This is a genomic window from Thermomonas sp. (assembly GCF_035369645.1).
In the GTDB taxonomy this organism is placed as follows: domain Bacteria; phylum Pseudomonadota; class Gammaproteobacteria; order Xanthomonadales; family Xanthomonadaceae; genus Thermomonas.
In genome coordinates this window covers 1-26649 of record NZ_DAOOUM010000039.1, presented here as the reverse complement: position 1 = coordinate 26649, position 26649 = coordinate 1, and the positions used below count along the sequence as shown (strand labels likewise).

General features: G+C 60.7%; 24 protein-coding genes, 1 other RNA gene and 1 pseudogene. 14 read left to right on the top strand and 12 right to left on the bottom strand.

From position 1 onward, the window contains the following. The 4 genes from recG to PK789_RS08615 form a co-directional block, all read right to left on the bottom strand. On the bottom strand, window positions 1-1904 hold a 1904-nt coding region (gene recG / locus PK789_RS08630), incomplete at its 3' end, for an ATP-dependent DNA helicase RecG (protein WP_324308367.1). Window positions 1905-1956: 52 nt separating this feature from the next. Then, on the bottom strand, window positions 1957-4395 hold the full coding sequence (locus PK789_RS08625) for a TonB-dependent receptor (protein WP_324308366.1): 2439 nt from the start codon (window positions 4393-4395) through the stop codon (window positions 1957-1959). Window positions 4396-4456: 61 nt separating this feature from the next. Further along, complete coding sequence (locus PK789_RS08620; protein ID WP_324308365.1) at window positions 4457-5584, bottom strand: SO2930 family diheme c-type cytochrome; 1128 nt, start codon at window positions 5582-5584, stop codon at window positions 4457-4459. 5 nt (window positions 5585-5589) lie between these two features. Continuing rightward, the gene (locus PK789_RS08615) at window positions 5590-6810 is read right to left on the bottom strand and encodes a parallel beta-helix domain-containing protein (RefSeq protein ID WP_324308364.1); all 1221 of its coding nucleotides are present in this window, start codon (window positions 6808-6810) and stop codon (window positions 5590-5592) included. Window positions 6811-6914: 104 nt separating this feature from the next. On the opposite strand from PK789_RS08615, the gene PK789_RS08610 reads away from it, so the two are divergent. Next, a complete protein-coding gene (locus tag PK789_RS08610; RefSeq protein WP_324308363.1) occupies window positions 6915-7982 on the top strand; it encodes an AraC family transcriptional regulator in 1068 nt (355 codons plus the stop codon). A gap of 4 nt (window positions 7983-7986) precedes the next feature. On the opposite strand, the gene PK789_RS08605 is transcribed toward PK789_RS08610, so the two are convergent. From PK789_RS08605 to PK789_RS08585, 5 genes are all read right to left on the bottom strand, one after another. Further along, complete coding sequence (locus PK789_RS08605; protein ID WP_324308362.1) at window positions 7987-8370, bottom strand: RidA family protein; 384 nt, start codon at window positions 8368-8370, stop codon at window positions 7987-7989. 79 nt (window positions 8371-8449) lie between these two features. After that, complete coding sequence (locus tag PK789_RS08600) at window positions 8450-10633, bottom strand: RelA/SpoT family protein (RefSeq protein ID WP_324308361.1); 2184 nt, start codon at window positions 10631-10633, stop codon at window positions 8450-8452. Between the two features lie 123 nt (window positions 10634-10756). Further along, window positions 10757-11056 carry a DNA-directed RNA polymerase subunit omega gene (gene rpoZ, locus PK789_RS08595; RefSeq protein WP_324308360.1) on the bottom strand — a complete coding sequence of 100 codons (300 nt, stop codon included), beginning with the start codon at window positions 11054-11056 and terminating at the stop codon, window positions 10757-10759. 128 nt (window positions 11057-11184) lie between these two features. Further along, complete coding sequence (gene gmk, locus PK789_RS08590) at window positions 11185-11814, bottom strand: guanylate kinase (RefSeq protein ID WP_324308359.1); 630 nt, start codon at window positions 11812-11814, stop codon at window positions 11185-11187. Between the two features lie 3 nt (window positions 11815-11817). Further along, the gene (locus PK789_RS08585) at window positions 11818-12681 is read right to left on the bottom strand and encodes a YicC/YloC family endoribonuclease (protein ID WP_324308358.1); all 864 of its coding nucleotides are present in this window, start codon (window positions 12679-12681) and stop codon (window positions 11818-11820) included. Between the two features lie 66 nt (window positions 12682-12747). On the opposite strand from PK789_RS08585, the gene rph reads away from it, so the two are divergent. From rph to pepQ, 6 genes are all read left to right on the top strand, one after another. Beyond that, the gene (gene rph, locus PK789_RS08580) at window positions 12748-13485 is read left to right on the top strand and encodes a ribonuclease PH (protein ID WP_324308357.1); all 738 of its coding nucleotides are present in this window, start codon (window positions 12748-12750) and stop codon (window positions 13483-13485) included. Further along, a complete protein-coding gene (gene rdgB, locus PK789_RS08575; RefSeq protein ID WP_324308356.1) occupies window positions 13482-14069 on the top strand; it encodes an RdgB/HAM1 family non-canonical purine NTP pyrophosphatase in 588 nt (195 codons plus the stop codon). Before rph ends, rdgB begins: the two co-directional genes overlap by 4 nt. Next, window positions 14063-15214, top strand: coding sequence for a radical SAM family heme chaperone HemW (gene hemW / locus PK789_RS08570; RefSeq protein WP_324308355.1), 1152 nt, complete (start codon window positions 14063-14065; stop codon window positions 15212-15214). Before rdgB ends, hemW begins: the two co-directional genes overlap by 7 nt. 96 nt (window positions 15215-15310) lie before the next feature. Continuing rightward, on the top strand, window positions 15311-17575 hold the full coding sequence (locus PK789_RS08565) for a DUF1631 family protein (protein ID WP_324308354.1): 2265 nt from the start codon (window positions 15311-15313) through the stop codon (window positions 17573-17575). Continuing rightward, window positions 17565-17906 carry a PilZ domain-containing protein gene (locus PK789_RS08560; protein WP_324308353.1) on the top strand — a complete coding sequence of 114 codons (342 nt, stop codon included), beginning with the start codon at window positions 17565-17567 and terminating at the stop codon, window positions 17904-17906. Before PK789_RS08565 ends, PK789_RS08560 begins: the two co-directional genes overlap by 11 nt. A gap of 105 nt (window positions 17907-18011) precedes the next feature. Next, on the top strand, window positions 18012-19334 hold the full coding sequence (gene pepQ, locus PK789_RS08555) for a Xaa-Pro dipeptidase (RefSeq protein ID WP_324308352.1): 1323 nt from the start codon (window positions 18012-18014) through the stop codon (window positions 19332-19334). A 19-nt stretch (window positions 19335-19353) separates the two neighbouring features. Here the strand turns inward: pepQ and PK789_RS08550 are convergent, their stop codons facing one another. Then, a complete protein-coding gene (locus PK789_RS08550) occupies window positions 19354-20661 on the bottom strand; it encodes an aminopeptidase P N-terminal domain-containing protein (RefSeq protein ID WP_324308351.1) in 1308 nt (435 codons plus the stop codon). Between the two features lie 15 nt (window positions 20662-20676). Further along, a complete protein-coding gene (locus tag PK789_RS08545; protein ID WP_324308350.1) occupies window positions 20677-21219 on the bottom strand; it encodes a UPF0149 family protein in 543 nt (180 codons plus the stop codon). An 85-nt stretch (window positions 21220-21304) separates the two neighbouring features. Between PK789_RS08545 and PK789_RS08540 the strand changes: the two genes are divergently transcribed. The 7 genes from PK789_RS08540 (at window position 21305) to rpiA (ending at window position 26187) form a co-directional block, all read left to right on the top strand. Further along, complete coding sequence (locus tag PK789_RS08540; protein ID WP_324308349.1) at window positions 21305-23593, top strand: putative bifunctional diguanylate cyclase/phosphodiesterase; 2289 nt, start codon at window positions 21305-21307, stop codon at window positions 23591-23593. A 36-nt stretch (window positions 23594-23629) separates the two neighbouring features. Next, entirely contained in the window at window positions 23630-23851 is a 222-nt protein-coding gene (locus tag PK789_RS08535) for a TIGR02449 family protein (RefSeq protein ID WP_324308348.1), read from the top strand. Continuing rightward, window positions 23848-24141, top strand: a complete 294-nt coding sequence (locus PK789_RS08530) for a cell division protein ZapA (RefSeq protein WP_503011932.1) — start codon at window positions 23848-23850, stop codon at window positions 24139-24141. Before PK789_RS08535 ends, PK789_RS08530 begins: the two co-directional genes overlap by 4 nt. 80 nt (window positions 24142-24221) lie before the next feature. Then, a non-coding RNA gene (ssrS, locus tag PK789_RS08525) (6S RNA) lies at window positions 24222-24405 on the top strand. A 25-nt stretch (window positions 24406-24430) separates the two neighbouring features. Further along, entirely contained in the window at window positions 24431-25036 is a 606-nt protein-coding gene (locus PK789_RS08520) for a 5-formyltetrahydrofolate cyclo-ligase (RefSeq protein WP_324308347.1), read from the top strand. Further along, window positions 25033-25509, top strand: coding sequence for an EVE domain-containing protein (locus PK789_RS08515; RefSeq protein WP_324308346.1), 477 nt, complete (start codon window positions 25033-25035; stop codon window positions 25507-25509). The genes PK789_RS08520 and PK789_RS08515 overlap by 4 nt, the downstream gene beginning before the upstream one ends. A gap of 30 nt (window positions 25510-25539) precedes the next feature. Continuing rightward, entirely contained in the window at window positions 25540-26187 is a 648-nt protein-coding gene (rpiA, locus tag PK789_RS08510; RefSeq protein ID WP_324308345.1) for a ribose-5-phosphate isomerase RpiA, read from the top strand. A gap of 22 nt (window positions 26188-26209) precedes the next feature. Here the strand turns inward: rpiA and PK789_RS08505 are convergent. Continuing rightward, a pseudogene (locus PK789_RS08505) lies at window positions 26210-26649 on the bottom strand (dihydroxy-acid dehydratase); the annotation flags it as partial.

Below are 26649 nucleotides of genomic sequence, written 5' to 3'. Positions count from 1 at the left end.
CCGCGCAGCTCTAGGTCTTTTTCGGCGATGGCGAAGCCGTCATTGGTGTGCCGCAGGGTGTCCAGCCGCTGCCGCGCGATTTGCCCCAATGGGTGTTGATAGAGCAGCACGCAGCTGGATGCCGCGCTGCCGCGCCCCACCCGCCCGCGCAACTGGTGCAATTGCGACAGGCCCAGACGCTCGGCGTTTTCGATCACCATCAGTGAAGCATTGGGGACATCCACACCGACTTCAATCACGGTGGTGGCCACCAGTAAATCTAGCTCGCCGGTTTTGAATGCCTGCATCGTGGCCTGCTTGTCCGCAGCCTTCAACCTGCCATGCACCAGCCCGACGCGCACGCTAGGCAGCGCGTCCTGCAGCGCCTCAAACGTGGTCTGTGCCGCTTGCGCCTGCACCTCATCACTCTCATCGATCAAGGTGCACACCCAATACACCTGCCGCCCTTCGGTACAGGCGATGTGGATGCGCTCGATCAATTCGGGTCTGCGTTCGGAGGACAGCACCACCGTGGTCACCGGTGTGCGTCCGGGCGGCAGTTCGTCGATGGCGGACACATCCAAGTCGGCATAGGCACTCATCGCCAAGGTGCGCGGAATGGGCGTGGCGGTCATCACCAATTGGTGCGGAATATTGCCGCGCCCTTTCTCACGCAGCGCCAACCGCTGGTGCACACCAAAGCGGTGTTGTTCATCGATGATGGCCAGTGCCAAATCATGAAATGTCACGCTTTCTTGCATCAATGCATGGGTGCCCACGATGACCTGCGCGGCACCGGAGGCAACCTCTTCCAGTGCTTTGGCGCGGGCCTTGCCAGTGACTTTTCCGGCCAGCCAGCACACCTGCAAACCCAGTGGTTCCAGCCACTGTTTGAAATTGTTGAAGTGCTGCTCAGCCAAGAGTTCGGTGGGGGCCATGAGTGCGGCTTGCCGCCCATCGGCCACCGCCAGCAAGGCCGCCAGCGCTGCCACCACGGTTTTGCCAGAGCCCACATCACCTTGCACCAAACGCAGCATGGGTTTGGGTTGGCACACATCGGTTTTCAGCTGCGCATACACCCGCGCCTGTGCGTTGGTGAGTGCAAATGGCAGGCTCTTTTCGAGTTGTTTCACCAGCACTTCATGCCCGTGCAGTGCCAGCGTACCCTCACTTTGCAGGGCCAACCGCTGCCGCCGCAAACTCAGTTGATGTGCCAGCATTTCCTCCAGCGCCAGCCTGCGCTGCGCCGGGTGCAGGCCACGTTGCAACGCGGCGACATCAGCATCGTGCGGTGGATGGTGCAGTACCAAGATGGCCTGCCGCAGCGAAGGCAATTTCGATGCCTCCAGCCATGTTTGCGGCAGCAACTCTAACGTTTCCTCATCCGGGAGGTGCTGCAACGCTTGCACCACCAACTTACGCACACTGCCCGCGCTAATGCCTTCGATTTCTGGATACACGGGGTCTAGCGACGCACTCAGCGCGTGCTCGCCTTCGCCCAAAATGCGATAGCTGGGGTGCACGATTTCCAGACCCAACTGGCCCGCACGCGGCGTGCCAAACACCCGCACGCGGGTACCTTTAGAAAACTGCGCCACCTGCTGGGCGCGGAAATGAAAAAAGCGCAGGGTCAAACGCTGATTTTCGGCATCGGCCAAGACCACTTTAAGCACCGGGCGGCCACGAAAACTGCGCTCCACCAACTCCACCACACCCTCGGTTTGCGCTGCCACGCCTGCGCGCAATAGCGACATGGGCGTCAATACGGTGCGGTCCTCATAGCTGCGCGGCAGGTGAAACCACAAATCTTGCAGGGTCAATAACCCGCGCGCCGCCAACTTTTCGCGCAGCGCGGGGCCAACGCCGGAAAGAACGGAAAGGAGGGTATCGGCACCCGTTATGGCTTGAATTGACTCTGCCGGCATCCCGTAAGGATGCCGGCGTACACACGATTGCGCTAGCCCGTCACGGCACGAATCAATAGCGGTACTGCACTTCCAGGCCGTAATGACGCGGCGCGCTGATGGTGGCCCCTACCGTGCCAAACACCGTGGTGCCGTACTGGTTCAGGCCTGTGACATAGCGATTATTGAACACGTTGTTGGCATAGGCCGCAACGCTCCACGCCTCCTGCGGCGAACGCCACTGCAAGAACAGATCAGTGCGGTTGGTTGCGCCGCCAATCCGGAATGCCGGATAACGCCCACAATTGCCTTGCGTGGAGGACGCATCATTACAGCGTGACGCGCCGCGGTAGCCATGCCGAGCCGACAACGTCAGGCTGCCGGCATCATTCAGCTCGAAACGATAACTGCCGCCGAGTGCGTAAGAGAACTTTGGCTCACCGGTCGGCTTGCCAGACAGGTCAAAACCCTCAGGGGTGATGTAGCGGTCATAGGTGGAATCGATCCAACCTAAATTAAAGTCAAGCTGCAGTGCCTTGGTGGGGGACCAGCGCGCGCTGAATTCGACGCCGGTGGCGGTGAGGTCACTGACATTGGTGACGTAGCGCGGCACTACCGGCGTGGTATCCAGCCAGATTGCTTGCCGGTTGTTGTACTTGTAGTGATAGGCCGATGCTTCGAACTGCAAGCGTCCACCATCCAGCGAACGTTTGATGCCGGTTTCGAAATTCCAGACATCTTCATTCTTGAAATGTGCGCCGGGTGAGAACGCGTTGTAGCCGCCGGCTTTATAGCCCTTGGCTAAGGAGGCAAACGCCATGGTGCTATCAGACAGGTGGTAATCAATCACGAAGCGCGGGCTGAAATCACTCCAGCTATTGGCAGCGCGATTGAGTACGCCTTTATTGGCCATCGAGATGGGATCTTGAAAAGCCAGATCCATTCCGGCCAGCATCTGTGCGCTAAGCGGCATGCCCGCATCCTGACCAACTGCCGCCAAAATACCCGCCTGATCCAGCACCTGTAGTGCGGCATTCAGCGCATCGGCAGTGTGATAACCGTTATACCAAGTGAATGTTTTCTGATCACGGGTGTAGCGTAGCCCGAAGGTCAGATTGAGCTTGTCGGTGGCATGCCAAATCACGTCACCGAATGCTGCATACGCGGTGGAATGCAGCGTGTTGTCGTAGGACTCGGTCCACGGATTGCCAAGCAGCTGTACCGGCACCGCGTACATATCCGCCACCATCTGCAGCACGCTGAAGATCGGCACCCCCAGCGCGTACATCGCCGCCGTATCCACACTGCTGCTGTTTAGATCCACGATGCTATTCTGCTTCGCGTTCTCCTTGAACCAGCTCGCGCCGGCCACCCAATCCAAACGGTCGGTGGTGCCACTAAATTTGAGTTCTTGATACCAAGTGGTGTTGTTCTCGACGTTATTGGTGTCGATGTAGAGGTACTGCCGGTTGGTGGCGTCCTCCTCGGTGCGGTTCATCGTCTTGTAGTGACGCCAAGCGGTGGTGGATACCAGCTGACCCCATTCGAAGTCATGTTCGATCTGCAGCGTGCTGCCATCGAAGTCGCGCCGCTCATTGTTGCCGGCGACGTCGGTATAGGCCGGCATGTCAAAAGGGTTGCGATAGTGCGATGGATTGGCCGGAAATTCAGGCAGACCACTGACAGGATCAAGGGCAACGATGCCGATCGTCGGGCGTGAGCGCTGATCAAGCTTCTCGTGATCCCAGCTCAACAACAACCGGGTGCTGTCGCTGATGTCCCAGCGATAGGCCACCCGCAGCGCATCATTGCGGCCATCATCGAGTGACTTGCCGGTTGCATCGTCGCGCAGCCAACCATCGGTTTCATCATGCAATGCGTTGACGCGCAATGCCATAGCGTCATTGATCGGCACGTTGAAGGTGCCGTCAATGTGACGCGTGCCATCGTTCCCAAAGCGCACGCGCACGCGGCCTTCGTTTTCCTGCGTTGGCCGGCGGGTGATGATGGAAATCGCCCCGGCGGCGGTGTTGCGGCCGAACAAGGTACCCTGCGGCCCCTTCAACACTTCAATGCGCTCCACGTCGAGGAACGGCAGCACGGTACCGCCGCCGCGCCCGGCGTACACCCCATCCACATACACACCCACGGTGGGGTCGGTGCCGATACCGAAATCGTCGGTGCTCAGACCGCGCAACTTGAAGCGGGTCTGGGTGGCTTGGCTGTCGCTGACATCAAGGCCAGGGATGAAGCTATCCAGATCCCCCAAGGTGGCGGCCGCAGTGGTGTCTATCGTACTGGCATCCACCACTTGCAACGCAATCGGCACGTCCTGCAATTGTTGCTCGCGACTCTGTGCCGTGACCACGATCCGGTCGAGGGTGGTCGCATCTTTGTTACCCGGCGCGGCGTCCTGCGGTTTGTTCTGTGCTTGCGCAGACAATGTCGCAGACGCCAGTAGCGAGGCCAGCAAAACGCGGCGAATTCCATAGGTCAGTCGGTTGTTTTTCATCATCTCCCCTTAATTTTCAACGCCATCGACAATCTTGCGCATCGCCAATGCCCCCGTTTGATCAACGCCCACAGTCCTGCGCAGGCATTGCTGCAATCCAATCGTGAATCAGTTTCACCCCTTCCGCATGCACCACGCTGCGCCCCAACTCCGGCATCATCACGCCCGGATCATTACTGCCCATCCGATACGGCAGGATCGAGTCGTCCGGCTTGCCGGGCACGATGTCCCACGGCCGGTTGCCGGTGCCTTGGCCCGCTGCAATGGGCAGCTTGCAACGCCCTTGTCGCAGCAAATCGTGGGTGGTGGCATCCAGCCACATGCCCGAAGTGCGTGCCGCCCCTTTCTGACTGTGGCAATGTCCGCAGTTGATATCCAGATATGAACGCGCGCGATCGTCCAGACTGGCGGCAGGGTCATCCCACGCCGGGTTCTTTGGCAAATTACCGGCCGGCACGCCCGTCAAATACCCAAGCGTCTGCCAATGCGCGAGCTGGTTTTCTGCGCGCCCTGCATACGTCGCATCGTGGTTGAGGTGGCGCACCTTCGGGCCAATCGGGAAGATCGCCTTCGACTTCAAGTCGGTACCGTGGCAGCCAGCGCATTGGTTCTCGTCCGGCACGGCGTAATCCACCTGTTCCTTGCTGCCGTCGGCGGCAAGCAGGGTTAGCGGCAGCAACTCACCACTGCGCATCAACCGCGCCTCGGTCTGCTCGGTGTTCCACACGTAGGGCAGTGCGATCCAGCCAGCCTCGCGCCGCACCAGCAGCCGCGTCTCTACCAGCCGCACCTTGTTCAGCGCCAGCCCCCCATCCGGCTCGGGGCCGGTATCGGCGGTGCGCAGCACCACGTCGCCATTGTGCCCTCCGTCGGGCACAGGATAGTAGAAGGTCTTGCTGATGATGGTGCCAACCGGAAAGTCCAGCGCATCCACCGGCTGGTAGTGAGCCGCTTTGCCTTCTGGCATCCACACTGTGCGCAGCTTATGCGCGTAATCGGTGAATAACGGCGAATCCAGTGTGTATGGCTGAACCCGCGCATTGAGATGCAAGCGGTTGTCGGCAACGTAAACCACGTTCCAGTCAGACAGACGTTCCGGCATACCCTCAGCAAAAAACTGCACCGGTGCAGGCGCGCGCGTACACGCCGCCAACAGCGCTAATCCCAGCGCGGTAACTATGCGTCGCATCGGCATCAACCGCGTTTCAGATCAACCGCCGGCAGCGCCGGCAGCGTGCAGTCGAAGGGCTTGCCGTCCTTGCTCGGGTTTTTGTAGCCACCAGGACCATCGGCATTCACGACACCGGACACGCCATGCAGGCAGATTTGCGGCCCTTCCTTACGCTGTGGATTGACGTAACCGTCAAATAGCACATCCGGCATATGTCCATTCAATCCATACAACGCCAGCTTGAGTGCTTTCAGGTCAAGGCCATCCGGCGCATCGCCGCCGCCCGACAGGCGGTTGTCATGCACGTAGATGCGTTCCGGGTAGGGGTCAAACTCACCCGAAGCTTTATCGTCTTTGTAGCCGGTGGAATACACGCTGGAAATGATGATGTTGGCGGTCTTGTTTCCAGTAATGTCGTTATCGAAGATCTCGATATTGTCATTCGAGTTGATCACCACGCCGCTCCCGGCCGGCACGCTGGCCACCGGCGTGCCCTTGGCACCGAAGTTTTCATGGTTGTTTTCAACCACCTTGTTGCGAAACACCCGGACCGCATCGCCCTGCTGGGTCAGGGCCGGCATGTTGAACACCAAAATACCTCCGGTATTACCGGTTGCTACGTTGTCATAGACATCGGCATTGACCGTGTTTTCAATTTCGATACCCGCTACGTTGCGCTCGGCACGACTGTTGCGCACGATCACGTCACGCGACTGGCCAACATAGATGCCGGAGTCGGCAGCACCGATCGCCACCGAGTGCTCGATCAGCACGTTCTTGCACAGCACCGGATACAAACCGTATCCCCCATTGCTGGTCTTCGGCCCGCCCGTCCATTCCACGCGCACCCCGCGAATCGTGACGTTCTCGCTTTGGCTGATCTTGAAGCCGTCGCCCTTGCTGTCTTCAATCGCCAGATTCTCCAAGGTGAAGCCATTGGCATTCACCAATAATCCTTCCGCCCCGGTCTTCTGGCCTTTGAAGCTGAGCACACTCTTGCCCATGCCCTGCCCGCGCAAGGTCACACCATCGACGCGCAGACTGAGGCTGCGGTCGAAGTGGAAGGTACCGGCCGGCACTTCGATCACGTCACCCGACTTGGCGTCCAGCAACTTGTTGCGCAACACAGTGGCAAACCCTTGTTCGCCCATGGGCGAGGCCGGATCGGCCACTACCGATTTCTGCTGGCACGCCGCCAGCCCCAGCCCCATTGCCATCAGCAACCCCAGACGCATCCGCTTCATTCGGTCAATCCTCCCCAAGAGACGCGCCAGTGTCTCTATCTGAAACTAGCGCGCCTAGGGGATATTCGACCTAGAATCAGGGGAGAAACGGACAAACTGATACCATGCCTACATTCCCGCTTGAGCTTGCCTCTGCCGCCTCCGCCCAGGCTGACATCCGCAGCGGTATTGTTGACACTTTGCTGCGCAGGGCCGGCGAACTGGGGATCTCCTCGGCACCTTGGTTCAACGGCCTGCGGGTGCAGCCGCAGGATTTCGCAAATCCAAATCAACCGCCCTATATCACCTATCGCGAAGCCTGCCGCCTGATCCAATGCGCGCTGGAGGCGCTGCCAGGCAGTGGTCACGGGCTGGCCTTGGGCAGCCGACAATCGCTGGCCGAGTTCGGCCTATTGGGACTGGCCATGCTGACCGCACCCAACTTTGGTGAGGCACTGCGCACAGGCATTCGTTTCGCCCCAATTACCGGCGCACTGCTCGATCTGGCGGTGGTGGACGACCCCGCTGGAATCGCCGTGACGATGCGCATGCGCACCCACGAACCGGCGCTAGAAGCCTTCCTGTGCGAGGAACTGATCTCCAGCTGCCTGAATCTGTGCAGGGCAATGCTGGGTGAGGATTTTCGTTACGAGCGGGTAGAGTTAGCCTATTCACCACCAGCCTATGCCGCTCAGTACGCAACGGCGCTGAATACCGAGGTCCTGTTCAACCGGCTCGACACTCGGGTGGTGATTGCGCATCAATGGCTAAGCCTGCCGATGCCTGCAGCCAACCCCGAAAGTGCGCACCAAATTGCCCTGCTGTGTCACGCACAAATGCCATCGGAACAGCCGCCAGCGGGCATTGTGGCGGCGGTCGAACGGCGGCTGGAATTGCAGGTTGCCGGGGTGCCACGGCTGACCGACCTTGCCGCCGAACTGCACCTAACCGAGCGCACCCTGCGCCGCCAGCTCAGCGCAGCCGGCACCAGCTTCCGTGCCCTGCTTGATGGTGTGCGCGAACGCATCGCCTGCGAACTACTGGCCGAGAGCACTGCACCCATCGATCAGGTTGCCACCGCAGTTGGCTTCAGCGATGTGCGCGACTTTCGTCGCGCCTTCAAACGTTGGACCGGGCGCCTGCCCGTCGAAATGCGCCGGCAGTGCACCGGTTGCGTGTTGATCCGTCGCTAGTGGTTCAACCCAGTACCATCACTGCATCCACCTCGAACGCGGCACCCTTGGGCAGGGCCGACACCTCAATGGTGGAGCGCGCCGGATAAGGTGCTGTGAAATATTCCCCCATCACTGCGTTGACCGTGCCAAATTGCGACAAGTCGGTGAGGTACAAGCCTACCCGCACGATGTCGTCCAGAGTGCCACCGGCGGCGGCACACACGGCCTTGAGATTATCGAAGGCACAGCGGGCCTGTGCTTCGATCCCGCCGTCCACCAAGTTGCCAGTGGCAGGATCCAACGGGATTTGACCGCTGAAAAATACCGTCGTGCCGGCGCGGGTGGCCTGCGAGTACGGGCCAATGGCGGCGGGGGCGGCATCGGTGTGGATGGCGGTACGTGGCATGGTGACTCCATAGTGAGGGTGAGGCTGGATGCGTGATTCTAAGACCTGCGCCCCACCACCGATACCAGCACCCGTGCGACTAACAGCGCTGCACGTCCTGCACCACATGCAAACGTCGCACACCTCGAATCACCTCGGTCAAATGGCGGCTGTCGCTAACATCGATACCAAACCGCAATACCGCGATATTGCTGTCGCGTTCCAGGTAATCGACGCGGTCGATATTGGAATCGGCATTGGAAATGGCAGCCGCCACTTGCGCCAGCACCCCCGGGCGGTTTTCCACCTCGACCCGAATCGCCACGCCGAAGTCACCCAATACTTCACGATCCCAACCAATTGCCACCCAGCGCTCCGGGGACTTCCGGAACTCGGCCACATTGGGGCATTCCAAACGATGCACCACGATGCCCTTGCCAGCACTGTGATAGCCCATGATCTCATCCCGCGGAATCGGCATGCAGCACTGCGCAAAACTAATCACGCCACGCTCGGCACCGGTAATCAAAATGCGTTCTTGCGGTAGTGCAGATGGGCGACGCTCCCCTGGCTTGGTCGCTTGTTGCTGTTCCTGCGCCAATGCCATGGCCACCTGTGTGGGCATGCGGTTGCCCAACGCAATGTCGGCCAGTAATGCTTCCAATCGCGAATAGCGGTTGTCGGCAAGATACGCTTCCAGACGTGGCATCGGGATTCTGTCCAGCGCGGTGCCCTGCGCACCCAACGCGCGATCCAACATGTAATGTCCCAACTGCACCGCGTCTTCGTGCTCCAACTGCTTGAGTTGTTGGCGGATGGCAGTGCGTGCCTTGCTGGTTGCCACAAATTCTAGCCATTGGGTACTGGGTACTGCGGATTTTGCCGTGATAATTTGCACGGTCTGCCCGCTGACTAACTTGGTGCGCAGCGGCGCCAGTTTTTTATCCACCCGCGCGGTCACCGCATGATTGCCAACATCGGTATGCACCGCGTATGCAAAATCCAGTGCAGTGGAATTCCTGGGCAAGGACAAAATATCGCCCTTGGGGCTGAACAAATACACTTCGTCCGGGAAAAGATCGACTTTGACGTTTTCCAAAAACTCTAGCGATGAGCCGGTGCCGCGCTGACTTTCCACCAGATTGGCAATCCAGCTGGCGGCGCGGGTTTGTGCGCTGTTGCCACCGGTTTCGACCCCCATCTTGTACGCCCAATGCGCCGCCACGCCACGCTCGGCGATCAGGTTCATCTCACGCGTGCGGATCTGCACTTCGATAGGCGAGCCATACGGCCCAAACAGCATGGTGTGCAGCGACTGGTAGCCATTGGCCTTGGGAATGGCGATGAAGTCACGGAAGCGCCCATCCAGTGGTTTGTACACCGCATGCACCACCCCAAGGGCGTGATAACAGTCAGGCACGGTGGCCATCACCAGCCGAAACCCGAACACATCCATCACTTGATCAAAGCTGCGCCCCTGGCCGCGCATTTTGGTATAGACACTCCACGGCGTTTTGACCCGCCCGACGAGTTGGTGTTCGAGCTTTTCCAACGCTAATCGCTGCGCCAATTTCGCTTCGATCTGGGCCAAGGCCTCGCGCCGCAACAGCGGTTGGCTGCGAATACGCTTGTCGATCACCGCGTGTCGCCATGGGTGCAGCGCACGGAAACCCAGATCTTGCAACTCGGCCTTGATCAGGTTCATCCCCAGTCGCTGTGCGATCGGGGCAAAAATTTCCAGCGTTTCGATCGCGATGCGGCGGCGCGCTTCGGCCGATTGCGCCCCCAGTGTGCGCATGTTGTGCAGACGATCAGCCAGCTTGATCAAGATCACACGCAAATCACGCGACATCGCCAACAGCATCTTGCGGAAACTTTCTGCCGCTGCTTCCTGGCGGCTGGCAAAACTCAACTTGTCCAATTTGGTGACACCGTCCACCAACTCAGCCACGGTTTCGCCAAACTGTGTGGCGATATCGGCACGGGTCAGTGGGGTGTCTTCGATGGTGTCGTGCAAAACCGCGGCCACCAAGGTTTCCACATCCAAGCCTTGTTCGGCCAGCACCTGCGCTACCGCAACCGGATGAGTAATGTAAGGCTCACCGGATTTGCGGGTTTGCCCGGCATGCGCCGCCGCGCCGATCGCCCACGCCTGCCGCAACTGCGCGCGCTGGGCCTCGCTCAAATAAGCTGCGGCACGTTCCAATGCCTGCACATAGTCCGGCACCGCCGCTGGGGTGGGCGCGACGGCAGGGGTAGTAAGTGCGGAATCATCGGAAGTCATGCAGCGAGCCTAACCTTGCCGCTGCGTAGTCGCAAACGAATTTCATTGCCATCCGTAAAACAAAAGCGGCCCCGCAGGGCCGCCTTGATGCCACCACGGTGCAGTCACGCACCCGTGCTGCAATCAATCATCGCCTTTCATGTCGTCATCGGCAGCCACAACTTCTGCAGCAGCCCATTCCAGCGCCTCGCGCTCTTTGCGCTCACGCTCGGCCTTTTCCACAGAGTCAATGAAGCTGGTGTCGATTGCACGTGCGGCAATTTCACGCAACGCCAGCACCGTGGGTTTGTCATTGGACTCGCTGTTGTCCAGCTTCGGCTCCACGCCGCCGGCCAGTTGGCGCGCGCGCTTGGATGCCATCATCACGAGTTCGAAGCGGTTATCGACCACCTGCAGGCAGTCTTCGACGGTAATACGAGCCATGTCTGTCCTGCGGCCAGTGCCGCCAATAAGTACGAGGAACCGGAAATTCTAGCGGTAGACGTCCTTATACGCAAGCATCGTCCTTGAAAATCAATCACATAGCCGCAACCCGCCACAGAAATGCCGGATCAAAACTCGCCTTCCGGGTCCGCCAGCAGCGAGGTCAGCAAGCGTGCATGTCGCGCCACCTGCGCATCTTTGCGCAACCGGCTGGCGGTGAAGATGCTGCACATTTCAGCCACCGCCAGTTCGAACACTTCATTGACGATGACGTAATCGAACTCGCCGTAATGGCTCATTTCCTCGCGTGCAGCGGCAAGACGCTGCGCGATGACCGCCTCCGAATCCTGCCCACGCTTGCGCATGCGTTCTTCCAGTGCCGCGCGTGAGGGCGGCAGAATAAACACGCTGACCGCATCCGGAATCATCGCCCGCACCTGACGTGCGCCCTGCCAGTCGATTTCCAGCAACACATCGCGGCCCTGCGCCAAGTACGGCTCCACCGATTGCCGTGCGGTGCCTTTCCAGTCGCCGTGCACCCGGGCATGTTCAAAAAAATCCCCGGCGGCCACCATCGCCTCGAACTCGGCTGCGGTGACAAAATTGTAGTGCTCGGCGTGGCGCTCGCCCGGACGCGGCGGACGCGAGGTAAACGAGATCGACAACCGGATATTCGGGTCACGCGCCAACACCGCATTGACGATGCTGGATTTGCCCGCACCCGACGGCGCGGCAACGATGTAAAGGGTTCCGCGCATGGCTTACTCGATATTCTGGATTTGTTCGCGAATCTGGTCGATTAGCACTTTCAGTTCAACCGCCGCATTGCTGGTGCGGGCGTCCACCGATTTGCTGCCCAAGGTATTGGCTTCGCGGTTGAATTCTTGCAGCAAAAAATCTAGACGCCGCCCCACCGCGTCCTTGCCGCCCTTGAGAATGCGGCGCAATTCCGCAAGGTGACTATCCAGCCGATCCAGCTCTTCATCCACATCGAGTTTTTGCAGCCAGATCACCAGTTCCTGCTCCAGGCGGCCGGGGTCGAGTGCGGTACCCAGATCATGCAAGCGCGCTTCCAGCTTTTGCCGTTGCCCAACGCGAATCTGCGGCACCAAGCCACGCACGTCGGCGGCGATCTTTTCGATGGCATCGGCGCGTTCGGCAATAACCTGCGCCAACTTGCCGCCTTCGCGCTCGCGGGCGGCAACAAAATCGTCCAACACCCCATCCAGCAAGGCCAATACCTCCCGCTGCAAGACATCGACATCCACACCACGCGCTTGTACCACACCCGGAAATTGCAGTAATTCAGTGAATTGCACCTGCAAGCGCGGGAAGCGGGTATCTAGCCGCTGCGCCAGATCACCCAGCCGCGCCAGCAACGCCTCGTCCACTTGCAGCGCATCGCCACCGCCGGTATTGCGCAAGCGCAGCACCAGATCCAGCTTGCCACGCGACACCCTGCCTGCCACCCGCTCACGCAGCTGCGCTTCGAATGCGCGCAACTCATCAGGCAGGCGCAAGCCAAGTTCAAGGAAACGGTGATTCACCGCGCGAAGTTCGCAGGCCAAGACGCCTGCATCTGTGCTGCGCTCGCCGGCGGCGAATGCGGTCATGCTGCGGATCATGCGACATCCAAAGCCATCAAAGTGCGAATGGTAATCTAGCGCCCCGTTGATTGTCGGTTTTCAGAAATGACTCCTGCTTCCCACAGCACCCGCCCCAGTGGCCGCACCGCTGACCAATTGCGTCCGGTTGCGATCACCCGCAGCTTCACCCGCCATGCCGAAGGCTCGGTGTTGGTGAGTTTTGGCGATACCCGCGTACTGTGCACCGCCAGCGTGGAAAACCGCGTGCCCGGGTTTTTGCGCGGCAAGGGCGAGGGCTGGGTGACCGCCGAATACGGCATGCTGCCACGCGCTACGCATACCCGCAGTGACCGCGAAGCTGCACGCGGCAAGCAGGGTGGGCGCACGCTAGAAATCCAGCGCTTGATTGGCCGCAGCCTGCGCGCCTGCGTGGACCGCAACTTGCTGGGCGAGCGCACCATCACGCTGGATTGCGATGTCCTGCAAGCCGATGGCGGCACCCGCACCGCCGCCATTACCGGCGCTTATGTCGCCTTGGTGGATGCGGTCAATCTGCTGATGGCGCGTGGCGAGATCAAGCGCAACCCCATTTTTGGCGCAGTGGCGGCGGTATCGGCCGGCATCTATCGCGGGGTGCCGGTGCTGGATCTGGACTATGCCGAAGACAGCGACTGCGACACCGATATGAACGTGGTGATGAACGACGGTGGTGGCTTCATCGAATTGCAGGGCACCGCCGAGGGCCATGCCTTCCGCCGTGACGAACTCGATGCGCTGCTGGCACTGGCCGAAGCCGGCTGCCGCGAATTGTTTGCCGCACAACAGGCAGCGCTGGCGCAGTGAAATGGGTGCTGGCCAGTGGCAATACCGGCAAGCTGGCCGAGCTGCGCGCCTTGCTGGGGGACGGGTTTGATCTGCACGCGCAGTCTGAATTTGGCATCGAAGATGCCGCAGAAACCGGGCTGTCCTTCGTCGAAAACGCCATCCTAAAAGCCCGCCACGCCGCCCGTGCCTGCAGCCTGCCCGCGCTGGCCGATGACTCCGGCCTGTGTGTGGATGCTCTGCACGGTGCGCCCGGACTGTATTCGGCGCGCTATGCCGGTGCGCAGGGTGATAGCCAGGCCAATATCGACAAACTGCTGGCCGAACTTCGCCACCTTGACGACGCCCAACGCAGCGCGCGCTTTGTCTGCGTGCTGGCCTTGGTGCGGCATGCCGATGACCCGCTGCCGTTACTTGCGCAGGGTGTGTGGGAAGGCCGCATTCTGCATACGCGCACAGGCACACACGGGTTTGGGTATGACCCGGTGTTTTTCTCGCCGCAGCACGGCTGCAGCGCGGCGGAGCTGGCTGCTGATGTCAAGAATCGCGATAGCCATCGCGGGCTAGCGCTGGCACACCTGCGTGAACAGTTGCGCACATGCTGACCACGCCGCCACTGTCGCTGTACGTGCACCTGCCGTGGTGCGTGCGCAAATGCCCGTATTGCGATTTCAACTCGCATGCGGCCAAGGGCGCACTGCCGATCGACGCCTATGTGGATGCACTGATCCAAGATTTGGAGTTTGACCTGCCACTGGTGTGGGGGCGGGTGGTGCATAGCGTATTTTTTGGCGGCGGCACGCCCTCATTGTTCCCGCCCGCGGCCATCGACCGGTTTTTGCAGCAGGCCAGCGCCCGGCTGCGGTTTGCGCCCGATGCCGAAATCACACTGGAAACCAACCCCGGCACGGTGGAGCACGGCCCATTTGCCGGCTATCTTGCCGCTGGCATCAATCGCTTGAGTTTTGGTGTGCAAAGTTTTGATGACGGCTGCTTGCAGCGGCTGGGCCGCATCCACAGCAGTGGCGATGCCCTGCGCGCGGTGAAAGCCGCGCAGGATGCCGGCTTCGATAATTTCAATCTGGACTTGATGTACGCACTGCCGCAGCAAACCTTGCCGATGGCGCTGCGCGATATCGAATGCGCACTAGCACTGCAACCCACCCACCTCAGTCATTACCAGCTGACTTTGGAGCCCAACACCACGTTTGCGGCGCGGCCACCAGCCGGCATCCCCGACATGGATACGGCGTGGGACATCCAAGAAGCCTGCCAAGCGCGGCTGGCGGATGCAGGGTTTGCCCAATACGAGGTCAGCGCCTACGCCCGCGCCGGCCGGCAATGCCAGCACAACCGCAACTACTGGACATTCGGCGACTATCTGGGCATCGGTGCCGGTGCCCACGGCAAATTGACCTTGGGCGCCAGCCAGCAAGTGCTGCGCCGCTGGAAGTGCAAACACCCCACCGACTATCTGGCCAAGGCCGGCACCGCAGCGGCCATCGGTGGGGATGACTATTTGAGCGCACAGCGGCTGCCGTTCGACTTCATGCTCAACGCGCTGCGCCTGAATGAGGGCGTGCCGCTGGCCACGTTCGAGGCTCGCACGGGGCTGCCACGCGCGGCGATTGCCAGCAAATTGGCGGAGGCGCACGCACGCGGCTGGCTGGAGCCCGACCCCGACTGGCTACGCCCCACCGAGCTGGGGCGCCGCTTCACCAATGACGTGATCGGCCTGTTTTTGGACTGACGCATTCACCCCGAGGTTTCGTGACCACCGGCACGGATTGAGGCGCAGTCGCATCGCGCATACCATGCACATTCTTGCCAGCGTTCAGGGGCGCACATGGCCATTGCACCACCCACCACCCAGACTGGCGACCCAGCACTGACGCTGGCCAATGCACGTCTACCACGACGCACGCGACAAGCACTTGAGCACCTGCTGGCGGAAGCACACAAGGCGCTGGATGAACAGCTGCCCATGCTCATGCACGATGCCGAATTGGTGCTGGCACGCACCCCACCTGGCGGTGACCCCAAATTGGAAGAGGCTCGGCTGGTTTCCATTCGCAGTCTGGGTGCCGGTTCCAGAACATTTGTGCGGGCGTACATGACCCATTTGGAACATGGCCTGGCCGATCTGCTAAGCCAGCGCCGCCCGCACACCGAAACGCTGGCCGATGAACCGCCCACGGTGGAATTGCGCTTGCTGGATGACGACGAAATCAGCGACGACGCAACCTTGGACAACATGGCCAGCCGTATGGAGGCGCGCAATAGTCTGGGGCTGCAACTGCTGGGCTTACGCCTAGGTGTGTTGGCCGGCGCGCCGGCATTTGAAGGGGAACACCTCCCTCTGGGCCCCTATGCGCTATGCCACGCACTGGCCGAGGCGGCCTCGGCGCTGACCTTGTCACGCTACGCCACGCTGCAACTGTTCCAACAGTTTGAGCGCACCATGGTCGAATTCTATCCGCCGTTATTGGAGGCGCTCAACAATCGCCTGATCGAAGACGACATCCTGCCGCATCTGAGTTTCGTACCAGTGCGGGTACGCCCGGGATCGGCAGCACCGGCAACTACTTCCGAGGCACCCACAACCCCGCCTCCCGTGTTTGAAACCGTGCCAATGCGTCATCCCAGTCCTAGCGATAGCCCCGCATCACCAGCCCCCGCATTCGATTCGTCGGTATCGGCTGCAACCGCCACCGTGGATGGTTTCAGCAACCTGCAAGCACTGCTCAATCAGCGCCGCGGCTTACTCAGCAAATTGCGACCGGGTGCCCGCGATGAGCGCACCCGCGAGCCACTGCAACACGACGACGTGTTGGCCGGCCTGCGCCGCATGCGCACAGGCAAAGTCACCGCCGACTCCTTGAACGACTATCGGCAAATCCTGCTGGCACAAGCCCGCCAATTGCAGGGGCATGGCGTTGCACTGTCGCAGGCCGACAATGACACCTTCGACTTACTGGTGATGTTCGTCAATCAACTGCAAGGTAACTTGCGTAAAGCCAGCGTGGGGGAAGGCTTGGTGGATCGACTGAAGTTGCCCTTGCTGCAAATGGCGCTGCGCGACCAAAGTTTTTTTGTCGATGCCAACCATCCAGCCCGACAGTTGTTGAATTCAGTCTCGCAGGCAGGTGCCAACTGGTTGCCGGAAGAAGACCTCGACCCGCAATGGCTGGGGCTGTTGCAGCGTGCAGTGATGACCATTCAACAAGAACCCGACTGCACGGTTGATACTTTCATCGATGCCAACAAGACACTGCAATCGGGCTTGCAGGCGCTGACCCGCAAGGCCGAGATGGCCGAGCGCCGGCAGGTGGAAGCCGCCCGTGGCCGCGAAAAACTCGAAGTCGCCCGCCACCGTGCGCAAATCGAAATCGCCCGCCGCACCCAAGGCCGTAATTTGCCGGAGTTTCAAACTGCATTGTTGGAACAGGCATGGGTGGATGTGCTGTCGCTGGCACATCTGCGCAGTGGTGACCATTCCGATGCTTGGCATCAGTTACTGGAAGTCACCACGCATATCATCGACACCTGCACCGATGCCTCCAGCGCCCCTCTGCAAGCGGCCGACATCGAATGCATGCGCGCCTCGCTGGAGCAAGTGGGCTATCACGCCGAAGGTGCCGATGCCATTACCCAGCACTTGGCCAATGGCAGCACCATCACTGCCGATTCCTGCCAAGCCCTGCTTTCGAAATACGGCACCCAATCGCGTCTGGGGGAGGAGCAGATCACCCCGCATGCAAATGCCGGCACGCCACTGTCCGCGCAAGAACAAGCTGCACAGGAAGCATTGCGCAACTTAGAGCAACCTGCGTGGATGGAAGTCGAAAACGAGCACGGGCAGCGCCATCGCTTCCGCTTGGCATGGGTGAGTGCGCAAACCGGTCAAATCTTGGTGGTCAACCGACGCGGCCAGCGCATCGCCAATGACGATCTGGATTCATTGTCACGCAAGCTGGCCGCCGGCCAAATGCGCCTGCTCGTGGACGATGCCTCCCCCACCGAGGCCGCATGGAATACCACCATGGATAATCTGCAGAAGTTTGGTCACGATGCCGACCCGCAAAACCCGGAGGCCCGCCATGGGGATTGAGTCGCGCCGCCAACCCCGCCGTGCGGTGCCCGGCATCGTGGATGTCATCGACACCATCACCGAAGACGTGGTGGGCCATCTGGGCAATCTGTCTTCCGGTGGCATGCTGCTCATTGCCAACCGCAATCTGCCAGAAGACGCGCTGTTCCAACTGCGCTTCAGTCTGCCCGACGAGCCTAGTCCCGCGCACGCCATCACCACTGGGGCGCATGTGCTGTGGCAGGCACGCGGCCATGCCCCCGGCCACTATTGGGTTGGCATGCGCTTTTTGGGGCTGTCCCGCGACGCCGCGCACCGCTTGCGCCTGTGGACCACACAACCGGCCACCTAACACCTAAGCTCAGCCAACCCAACCTGCGCCGCGATGCACGTCTTCCGCGCTGCATCGCGCCGGTCAATGCGCGACAATTGGACACCCCAACTGCGGCGCTTCCCCATGTCCACTGCCTCGCTTGCAACTCTGTACCCACAGCACCTCGATACCCTGCTAGCACGCACCGCCGAAGCCTTGCAGCGCGGCGGGTTCGAGCACTTGTTGATCCCCAGTGGCATGCTGCATTACCAGGCATTTGACGACCGCGATTACCCCTATGCGGTCAACCCGCAATTCAAAGCGTGGCTGCCGCTGACCCATACCCCCGGCAGCTGGCTGCATATTCGCCCCGGCCAGCGCCCCCGATTGTTGTTCTTGCAGCCACATGATTACTGGCATGTAGTGCCCGCTGCCCCCAGCGGCTATTGGGTGGAGCACGTGGATATCAGCATCATCCGCACGCCCGACGAGGCACTGGCACACCTACCCCACGACATTGCCACCTGCGCAATTCTCGGTGAACCGCAAAGCGCGCTAGGTGACTACATCCCCAACAACCCGACTGCGGTACTTCACTACTTGGATTACCACCGCGCGTTCAAAACACCCTACGAAATCGAAATGATGCGGCAGGCCAGCCGCATCGGCGCGCGTGCACACCGCGCTGCCGAGCGCGCCTTCCGCGCCGGCGCCAGTGAGTTCGGCATCCACCTTGCGTATTGCCAAGCCGCCGGACAAGACGCCAATGATTTGCCCTACGGCAATATCGTGGCGCTCAACGAACACGGCGCGGTGCTGCATTACACCGACCGTCACCGCCTGCCACCCAAGCCTGTGCGCAGCTTTTTGATCGACGCCGGCGCCAGCTATGGCGGCTATGCCAGCGACATCACCCGTACCTACTCCGCGCAAGAGGATGAATTTGCGGCGATGATTCGCGCTGTTGATGCCGCACAATTAACCCTGTGTGACCGGGTGCGTGCCGGCACCGATTACGCGCAGATCCATCTTGAAGCACACCTGTTGCTGGCTGGCGTGCTGCACGATGCTGGCGTGCTCAATATTTCCCCGGAAGACGCCGTGGCCCGTGGTGTGTCCAGCGCCTTTTTTCCGCATGGCATCGGCCATGGGATTGGCTTGCAAGTGCACGATGTGGCGGGGTTTGCGGCCTCGGACAGCGGCGGCACCATCGCCAAGCCCAACGGTCACCCCTACCTGCGCCTGACCCGCACCCTAGCCCCGGGCATGGTGGTGACGATCGAGCCGGGTATTTACTTCATCGATATGTTGCTAGAGGAACTCAAAGCCAAAGGTTTGAGTGATGCCGTGAACTGGACGCGTGTGGAGGCATTCAAGCCGTATGGCGGCATTCGCATCGAAGACGATGTGGTGTGCACCGAAGATGCCCCCATCAACTTGACCCGCGAAGCATTTGCCGCGCAATAACCTTGCGATGCGCGGTCACTTACCGCGCCATCAGCGCTTCCACAGCCTCGGCACTGCGCTCCAGTGCCGCGGTCAATACACGCGGGCCGTCGCGGGTGATCAACACGTCATCTTCGATGCGAATGCCAATGCCGCGCCACTGTGCTGGCACCGACACATCATCCGGCGGAATGTATAACCCCGGCTCGATGGTGAACACCATCCCCGGCTCCAATACGCGCGATTGCCCGTCGATGCGGTATTCACCCACATCGTGCACATCCAGCCCCAGCCAGTGCCCGGTTTTGTGGCGATAAAAACGCTTGTATTCGCCCGTTGCCAGCACCGACGCCAAGCTACCCTGCAACAAGCCCAATGACAGTAAGCCTTCGGCCAGAACCGCCACCGCAGCGTCATGCCCGGCGGCATAGGGCCGCCCCGGCAGTGCTTGCGCCAATGCGGCCGCTTGCGCCGCGCACACCACATCATGCAACGCGCGTTGCGGCGGGCTGAAGCGTCCATTGACGGGGAATGTGCGGCTGATATCAGCAGCGTAACCGTGCACTTCGGCACCGGCATCGACCAAGACCATTTCGCCATTGCGGGTTTTGGATGCATTGCTGCGATAGTGCAACACGCAGGCATTGCCCCCACTGCCAACAATGCTGGCATAGGCCGGCTGCGCACCACGTTTGCGGAACACGTATTCCAATTCCGCCTGTAATTGATACTCGTAAACCCCCGCGTGCGCCGCACGCATCGCCGCACGATGCGCCTCCACGCTGATATCGGCGGCCTGTTGCATCAGCGCAATTTCATCGGCCGATTTGAAGAGCCGCAGCTCATCCAGCAAATGGCCCAATTCCAAAAACTCCTGCGGCGGCTGCGCGCCCTGCCGCACTTGCGCGCGCACACGGTTGATCCAGCCAATCAACTTGAGATCAAACTCGGGATCGCGCCCAAGGTGGTAATGCACACGCCGGCGGCCTTCCAGCAAGCCGGGCAGGATGTCGTCGATATCGGCAATCGGGTAGGCATCATCCAACCCGAGTGCATCTACCGCGCCTTCTGGTCCCAGCCGTGGCCCATCCCAACCTTCACGCTCCAGATCGCGCTCGCGGCAAAATAAAATTGCCTCGCCATGCTTACGCCCCGGCACCAGCACCAAGACCGCCTCGGGTTCATCGCAGCCAGTCAGGTACCAAAAATCGGAATCTTGCCGATAGGGGTAATGGGTGTCGCGGCTACGCACACGCTCGGGCGCAGCGGGCAAAATCAAGATCGCCCCATCCCCTGCCGCCTGCATCAATTGCTTGCGCCGCCGCGCAAACGATTTGCGATCGCTCATCGCTCACCCCAAAGGTCAATGCAGGCGCTGCCTGTGCTCGCCACCCAATACGCAATCGGCGTGCAACAACAGCACGGCCATGCGCAGGTATTCTTCGATTTCGGCAAGCGCTTCCTCGTCATCTTCCTGTGCACCATCATCCAGCTGCGCACCGCCCAAGTTGGCCAGATCGGCCAATGCTTCCTGTGCATCTTCGGATAATGTGGTGTTACCCAGCGCCAAGCCAAAACCACCCAGAAATGCACGGCACCACGCAAACAGCTCCGTTGCACGCACACTGACCAACTCATCTTCGGGCAGCAACAATTGAAAGCCAAAATCTGGGTCTGCCAGCTGCTGGCTACTGACCGTGCGCAAACGATCCAGCGCGTCACCTGCTGTCGGTGCTGGCAATGCTGGGTCCACCATCACCCGCGCGGGCCAATCCGCCACATTGGCACCGCCCGCTGCCAACCAGCCACACAGGCCACCGTGTAATTCTGCCGGACTACTGGCCAACGCCAGCCGTTCGGCGGCAAATACCACCTCACTCCAGTCGGGCAACACCTGCTCGCTCACACTCACCACCTTGACTAGGGGACACGCGAGTGTAGCAATCGCCGCCCGCTTGTTGTCCTGCCCTCTCCGTGCCTACACTCCCCGCATGGGGAAAACGGTCAAACTTGGAACATGCAAACTGCTCAGCAGCGCGCTGTTGCTGTTGTTGCCATTGCCCGTGTTTGCGGTCTCCGGGGATCTCCCGGCCAGTCATTACTTGCTGTTGGTGCTCGCGGTGTTGGTCTTGGTCTTGGCCGGAGCCACCATTGCCGGCCACCGCCGCCGCGAACGCTTGCAGCGCGACCACCTCATTGCCTTACGTGAGCGTGAGCAACACCTGCGTTTATCGCTATGGGCCTCCAACGAGTTGTACTGGCAGTACGATTTGCGCACCCGCGAACTGGAAACCACGCGCGTACTCCCAGACCAAGCCAATGACTTGGTGGTATTCAGCGCACTTGATAGCGACCCGCAAATCCATGCGGACGATATCGACATCGTGAAGCAACGTCTGCGCGACTATTTGCAACAGCAAACCCCCATCTTTCAATCCGAACACCGCATGCGCGGGGACGATGGGCAATGGCAGTGGATGCTGCTCCGCGGGCGCGCGATCGAGCACGCCAGCGATGGCCACGTCGTGCGTATTGCCGGGACGGCACGCAATATCGACTCACACCGCGAATTGGAAAGCCAACGCCAAATCGCCGCCAAGGTGATGCACAGCATGGCGGAATCGGTCGCCGTGCTGGATGCGGATTTCCACTTTGTCACAGTGAACCCGGCCTTCAGCCAAATGAGTGGTTACGCACCCACGGAAGTAATCGGCAAGGACGCCGCGCTGATCAACTCCCCGCGCCACGACCCACAGTTTTATGTCGATGTTCGTGCCACGGTGCGCAGCCACGGCAACTGGACCGGCAATATGTGGCAGCAGCGCAAGGACGGCAGCCAGGTGCTGTGCGCGATGCAGTGCAACCAAATTGATCAACCCGGACAGGCATCACCGCTCTATGTGCTGGTGGCCAACGACATCACCGACCGCCATCGGATCGAGCAAGAACTGCGTTTTCTGGCCAATTTCGACACCTTGACTGGCCTGCCCAATCGCAACTTACTGGCCGAACGCCTATCCCGCGCCATCGTCAATGCACGCCAACACGGCAGCCAATTGGCCCTGTTGTTTCTTGATTTGGACAACTTCAAAGACGTCAATGATTCACTGGGGCATGCCACCGGCGACCGTGTGTTGCGTGCAGCGGCGCAACGCTTGCAAGAGGTGGTGGGGCAAGATCGAACCGTGGCCCGTGTCAGTGGTGATGAATTCACCGCCTTGCTGGAAAACGTGCAAGGTGCCGATGAAGCCGCCGCCTGCGCCCAGCGTATTTTGACTGCGTTCGACAGCCCCCTACGGCTGGATGACCGGGTTGAATTCACCATCACGCCTTCGATTGGGATCAGCCTGTTCCCCGAACATGCGCAAGTCCCTACCGATTTGCTCAAATACGCCGATACCGCGATGTATCACGCCAAGGCTGCCGGCAAACACAGCTGGATGTGCTACACCGACAGCATGGCCGTGGATCTACGCCGGCGCGCATACCTGACCACGGCGCTACGGCGGGTGGTGGAACGCGGCGAGCTGCACTTGGTATACCAACCCCAGCAAGTGTTGGCCGATGGCCGCATCGATGCAGTAGAAGCCCTGCTGCGCTGGAACAGCCCCGAACACGGGCCAATCCCGCCCGACCAATTCATCCCTTTGGCCGAAGAATGCGGTGCCATCATCCCCATCGGTGAATGGGTGCTGCAAGAAGCCTGCCGCACCTTGGCTGCTTGGCATCGCGCCGGGGTCCACCCAAATTTATCGGTGTCGGTGAATGTTTCCGCGCTGCAATTTTTGCGTAGCGATCTCACCCAAGCGGTTAGTACTGCGCTTGAACATAGTGGGCTGCCGCCCAGCGCACTGGAACTGGAATTGACCGAAAGCATGCTGATGGCCAATGCCGACCAGGCCACCGAGCGCCTGCAAGCTTTCCGTCAAATGGGTGTCTCGATTGCCGTGGATGATTTCGGCACCGGCTATTCCTCACTGGCGTACCTGCATCGCCTGCCCATCAACACGCTAAAGATCGACAAGGCCTTTATCGATGGGCTACAGCTGACCGGTACCACCGAAGACACCACCATCACGACCACCATCATTGCCATGGCGCGGGCACTGGGCCTGCTGGTGGTGGCAGAAGGTGTTGAAACCCCCGATCAGCTCACTTTCTTGCATCAGCAGCAATGCGACGCCGCGCAGGGCTTCTTGATTTCATCCCCAATGGAAGCCGACGCCTGCCTGCACTTCTTGCTGGATGCCCAAAACCGACGCGACGCCGTCACCGCCTAACTTGACCCAAGCCCGACGCCTGCCTAAGGTGGGCGGATGAATGAGCGCGACTTGCAAAGTGAACTGCACAAGCTGCTGGCACGCATCGACCTGCTTGGCATCCGCATGCAACGCCTGCACGATGAAAACCGCAGCCTGCGGCAACAGGTCGAGCAGTTGGGCAATGAACGCGCGCAGCTGCTTGGGAAACAAGAACAAGCACGCAGCCGGGTCGAGGCGATGATTGGCCGCTTGAAATCGTTGGAGCAACACACATGAGCGCGCCGGTCACCGTTCGGATTTTGGATCGCGAATACACCGTGGGCGTCAGCGAGGCCGAACGCGATTCACTGACCGCCGCCGCACGCATGCTGGATGCGCGCATGCGCGAGCTACGCGGCAACAACAAGATGGTTGCACCCGATCGGCTGGCGGTGTTAACCGCGCTCAATCTTGCCCACGAATTGCAGCAAAACCCCACGCGGGGTGCGGCATCCGCAGCCGGCGGCGACCCGTTCGCATTGCTTGATGCCGCCAACCACAAGCTTGACTTGTTGCTGGCGCAATGACTGCGTCACCCGCGCCCACATCGCAGCTATTCAGCTGACCAGCGGCGGCACCCGCAGCACATGGCGGGTTATACTGGCCACGTCCTCTGCTGTGAGCGACGGCGCGCGCAACATTCGCCTTGTCCCTTAATTGCGACCGCGGGGACGCACTGCTGACCGGGAGTGCAAGTCCGCCCCGAGCGGAAAGCCCGATGGCCAGCACGCGTTCCCACTTGAACCCCGGGTTCAAGGTCGTTTCGCTCGCATCGCCACAGCGGAGACATTTCCTTCCTGCTTCAGGTTTTGCTGCGTGAGCCCGCCCTCAAACCGCGCCGAGCTGCGCAAAACCCTACGCACCACCCTTCGTGAACGCCGCCGCGCACTGCCTGCGCAGCAACGCATCCAGGCGGCCGATGCCTTGGCCGCGCGCGTGCTTGCCCTGCCCTTTTTCCCCGCGACAGGGTATGTGGCTGGCTACTGGGCCAACGATGGTGAAATTGGCCTGCACGCCTTGCAATTGCGCTTACCCAAAGGCCTGATTTATTGCCTGCCGATCCTGCATCCGGATGGCAGCCTGCGGTTTGCGCCGTGGCGCGCCGGTGACCCGCTGGTGACCAATCGCTACGGCATCCCCGAACCCGATGTCACCGCCGATGCCGCTTTATTACCCGCCGACATGGCGCTGGTCGCGCTGCCCTTGGTCGGCTTTGATGCACAGTGCAACCGCTTGGGCATGGGCGGTGGCTGGTATGACCGCAGCTTTGCATTCCGCAACACCCAACCAGCCCCACCCTGGCTGGTCGGCGTTGGCTTTGCCGCGCAACACACCGACGCGATTACCCCCGCACACTGGGATATCCGGATGGATGCCATTTGCTGCGAAAACGCCACCTACTTCCGCGAGGATCACGCATGAGCCCACGCAAACGCTATTGGATGATGAAATCGGAGCCGGATGCATTTTCGATTGATGACCTTGCCCGCGTCGGCACCGAGCCGTGGAATGGGGTGCGCAATTACCAAGCGCGCAATTTCATGCGCGACGGCATGCAGGTGGGCGACGGCGTGCTGTTCTACCACTCCAATTGCAAAGTCCCCGGCATTGCCGGGCTGGCCCGCGTGGCCAGCCATGCCTATCCCGATAGCACCCAGTTCGACCCGAAGTCCCACTATTTCGACCCCAAAGCCACCCCCGAAACCCCGCGCTGGTTCTTGGTCGATGTGGCGTTTGAACGCAAGTTCAAGCAGGTCATTGCGTTGGAAGAAATCCGCCAACACGCCGAGACGCTGGGTGAAGGCTTTGCGCTGACCGCACGCGGCAGCCGGCTGTCGGTGTTTCCGGTGACATCCGCGCAATGGAAACTATTGCTGGGCTTGGAACAGCCCTGACCCTCTCCCCTTGAACCTGGTGCACCCCCTATGTCTGAAGCCAAAAAACTCGCCGCCGAAAAAGCCATTCAATACGTTGAAGACAACATGATCGTGGGCGTGGGCACCGGCTCCACCGTGGCGTATTTCATCGACGCATTGGCGGCATGGAAAGACCGCATCCAAGGCGCGGTGTCCAGCTCCGAGCAAAGCACCGCGCGCCTAAAATCGCACGGCATCGACGTGATCGACCTCAATGCCGCTGGCCCGTTATCCCTGTATGTGGATGGTGCCGACGAATGTGACCCCAACAAATGCCTGATCAAAGGTGGCGGTGCCGCACTCACCCGCGAGAAAATCATTGCCGAAGCCAGCGAGCGCTTTATCTGCATTGTCGATCCGTCCAAGCAGGTGCCGGTGCTGGGTAAATTCCCGTTGCCGGTGGAAGTCATCCCGATGGCACGCAGCCTTGTCGCACGCAAAATTCTAGAGCTGACCGGTGGCCAGCCGGTGTGGCGCGATGGCGTCATCACCGACAACGGCAATGTGATCCTCGACATCCACAATCTGGCCATCACCGACCCAGTGGCGATGGAACGCGCCATCAATCAGATCCCAGGCGTGGTCGCAGTAGGTCTATTTGCACGCCGCCCCGCCGATGTGGTGATTATCGGTGGGCAGCCGCCGCAGGTGCTGTAAACCACGCGTGATCAACGCTGCCTCAGCCCTCCAGCAACGCGCGGTTACGCACCGCGCCCTTGTCGGCGCTGGTGGCCAGCAGTGCGTAGGCTTTCAGCGCCAGACTGACGTTGCGCGTGCGTGGTTGTGCGGGCTTCCAGCCTTGTGCGTCTTGCGCGGCGCGGCGTGCGGCCAACTCGGCTTGCGGCACCAGCAACGTGATGCTGCGCGCAGGAATATCGATGTGGATGCGGTCGCCCTCGCACACCAAACCAATCGCGCCACCAGCGGCCGCTTCTGGTGAAACATGCCCAATCGACAGGCCCGAGGTGCCGCCGGAAAAGCGTCCATCGGTGAGTAAGGCGCAGGCTTTGCCCAGTCCTTTGGATTTCAGATAACTGGTGGGGTACAGCATCTCTTGCATGCCCGGCCCGCCCTTCGGGCCTTCGTAGCGGATCACCACTACATCGCCCGGTTGCACCG

Excerpts from the sequence above, each read along its gene's own strand:
- PK789_RS08625 (WP_324308366.1), bottom strand. The coding sequence starts at position 4,395 with ATGAAAAACAACCGACTGACCTATGGAATTCGCCGCGTTTTGCTGGCC.
- PK789_RS08620 (WP_324308365.1), bottom strand. The coding sequence starts at position 5,584 with ATGCGACGCATAGTTACCGCGCTGGGATTAGCGCTGTTGGCGGCGTGT.
- PK789_RS08615 (WP_324308364.1), bottom strand. The coding sequence starts at position 6,810 with ATGAAGCGGATGCGTCTGGGGTTGCTGATGGCAATGGGGCTGGGGCTG.
- PK789_RS08610 (WP_324308363.1), top strand. The coding sequence starts at position 6,915 with ATGCCTACATTCCCGCTTGAGCTTGCCTCTGCCGCCTCCGCCCAGGCT.
- PK789_RS08605 (WP_324308362.1), bottom strand. The coding sequence starts at position 8,370 with ATGCCACGTACCGCCATCCACACCGATGCCGCCCCCGCCGCCATTGGC.
- PK789_RS08600 (WP_324308361.1), bottom strand. The coding sequence starts at position 10,633 with ATGACTTCCGATGATTCCGCACTTACTACCCCTGCCGTCGCGCCCACC.
- rpoZ (WP_324308360.1), bottom strand. The coding sequence starts at position 11,056 with ATGGCTCGTATTACCGTCGAAGACTGCCTGCAGGTGGTCGATAACCGC.
- gmk (WP_324308359.1), bottom strand. The coding sequence starts at position 11,814 with ATGCGCGGAACCCTTTACATCGTTGCCGCGCCGTCGGGTGCGGGCAAA.
- PK789_RS08585 (WP_324308358.1), bottom strand. The coding sequence starts at position 12,681 with ATGATCCGCAGCATGACCGCATTCGCCGCCGGCGAGCGCAGCACAGAT.
- rph (WP_324308357.1), top strand. The coding sequence starts at position 12,748 with ATGACTCCTGCTTCCCACAGCACCCGCCCCAGTGGCCGCACCGCTGAC.
- hemW (WP_324308355.1), top strand. The coding sequence starts at position 14,063 with ATGCTGACCACGCCGCCACTGTCGCTGTACGTGCACCTGCCGTGGTGC.
- PK789_RS08565 (WP_324308354.1), top strand. The coding sequence starts at position 15,311 with ATGGCCATTGCACCACCCACCACCCAGACTGGCGACCCAGCACTGACG.
- PK789_RS08560 (WP_324308353.1), top strand. The coding sequence starts at position 17,565 with ATGGGGATTGAGTCGCGCCGCCAACCCCGCCGTGCGGTGCCCGGCATC.
- pepQ (WP_324308352.1), top strand. The coding sequence starts at position 18,012 with ATGTCCACTGCCTCGCTTGCAACTCTGTACCCACAGCACCTCGATACC.
- PK789_RS08550 (WP_324308351.1), bottom strand. The coding sequence starts at position 20,661 with ATGAGCGATCGCAAATCGTTTGCGCGGCGGCGCAAGCAATTGATGCAG.
- PK789_RS08540 (WP_324308349.1), top strand. The coding sequence starts at position 21,305 with ATGGGGAAAACGGTCAAACTTGGAACATGCAAACTGCTCAGCAGCGCG.
- PK789_RS08535 (WP_324308348.1), top strand. The coding sequence starts at position 23,630 with ATGAATGAGCGCGACTTGCAAAGTGAACTGCACAAGCTGCTGGCACGC.
- PK789_RS08530 (WP_503011932.1), top strand. The coding sequence starts at position 23,848 with ATGAGCGCGCCGGTCACCGTTCGGATTTTGGATCGCGAATACACCGTG.
- PK789_RS08515 (WP_324308346.1), top strand. The coding sequence starts at position 25,033 with ATGAGCCCACGCAAACGCTATTGGATGATGAAATCGGAGCCGGATGCA.
- rpiA (WP_324308345.1), top strand. The coding sequence starts at position 25,540 with ATGTCTGAAGCCAAAAAACTCGCCGCCGAAAAAGCCATTCAATACGTT.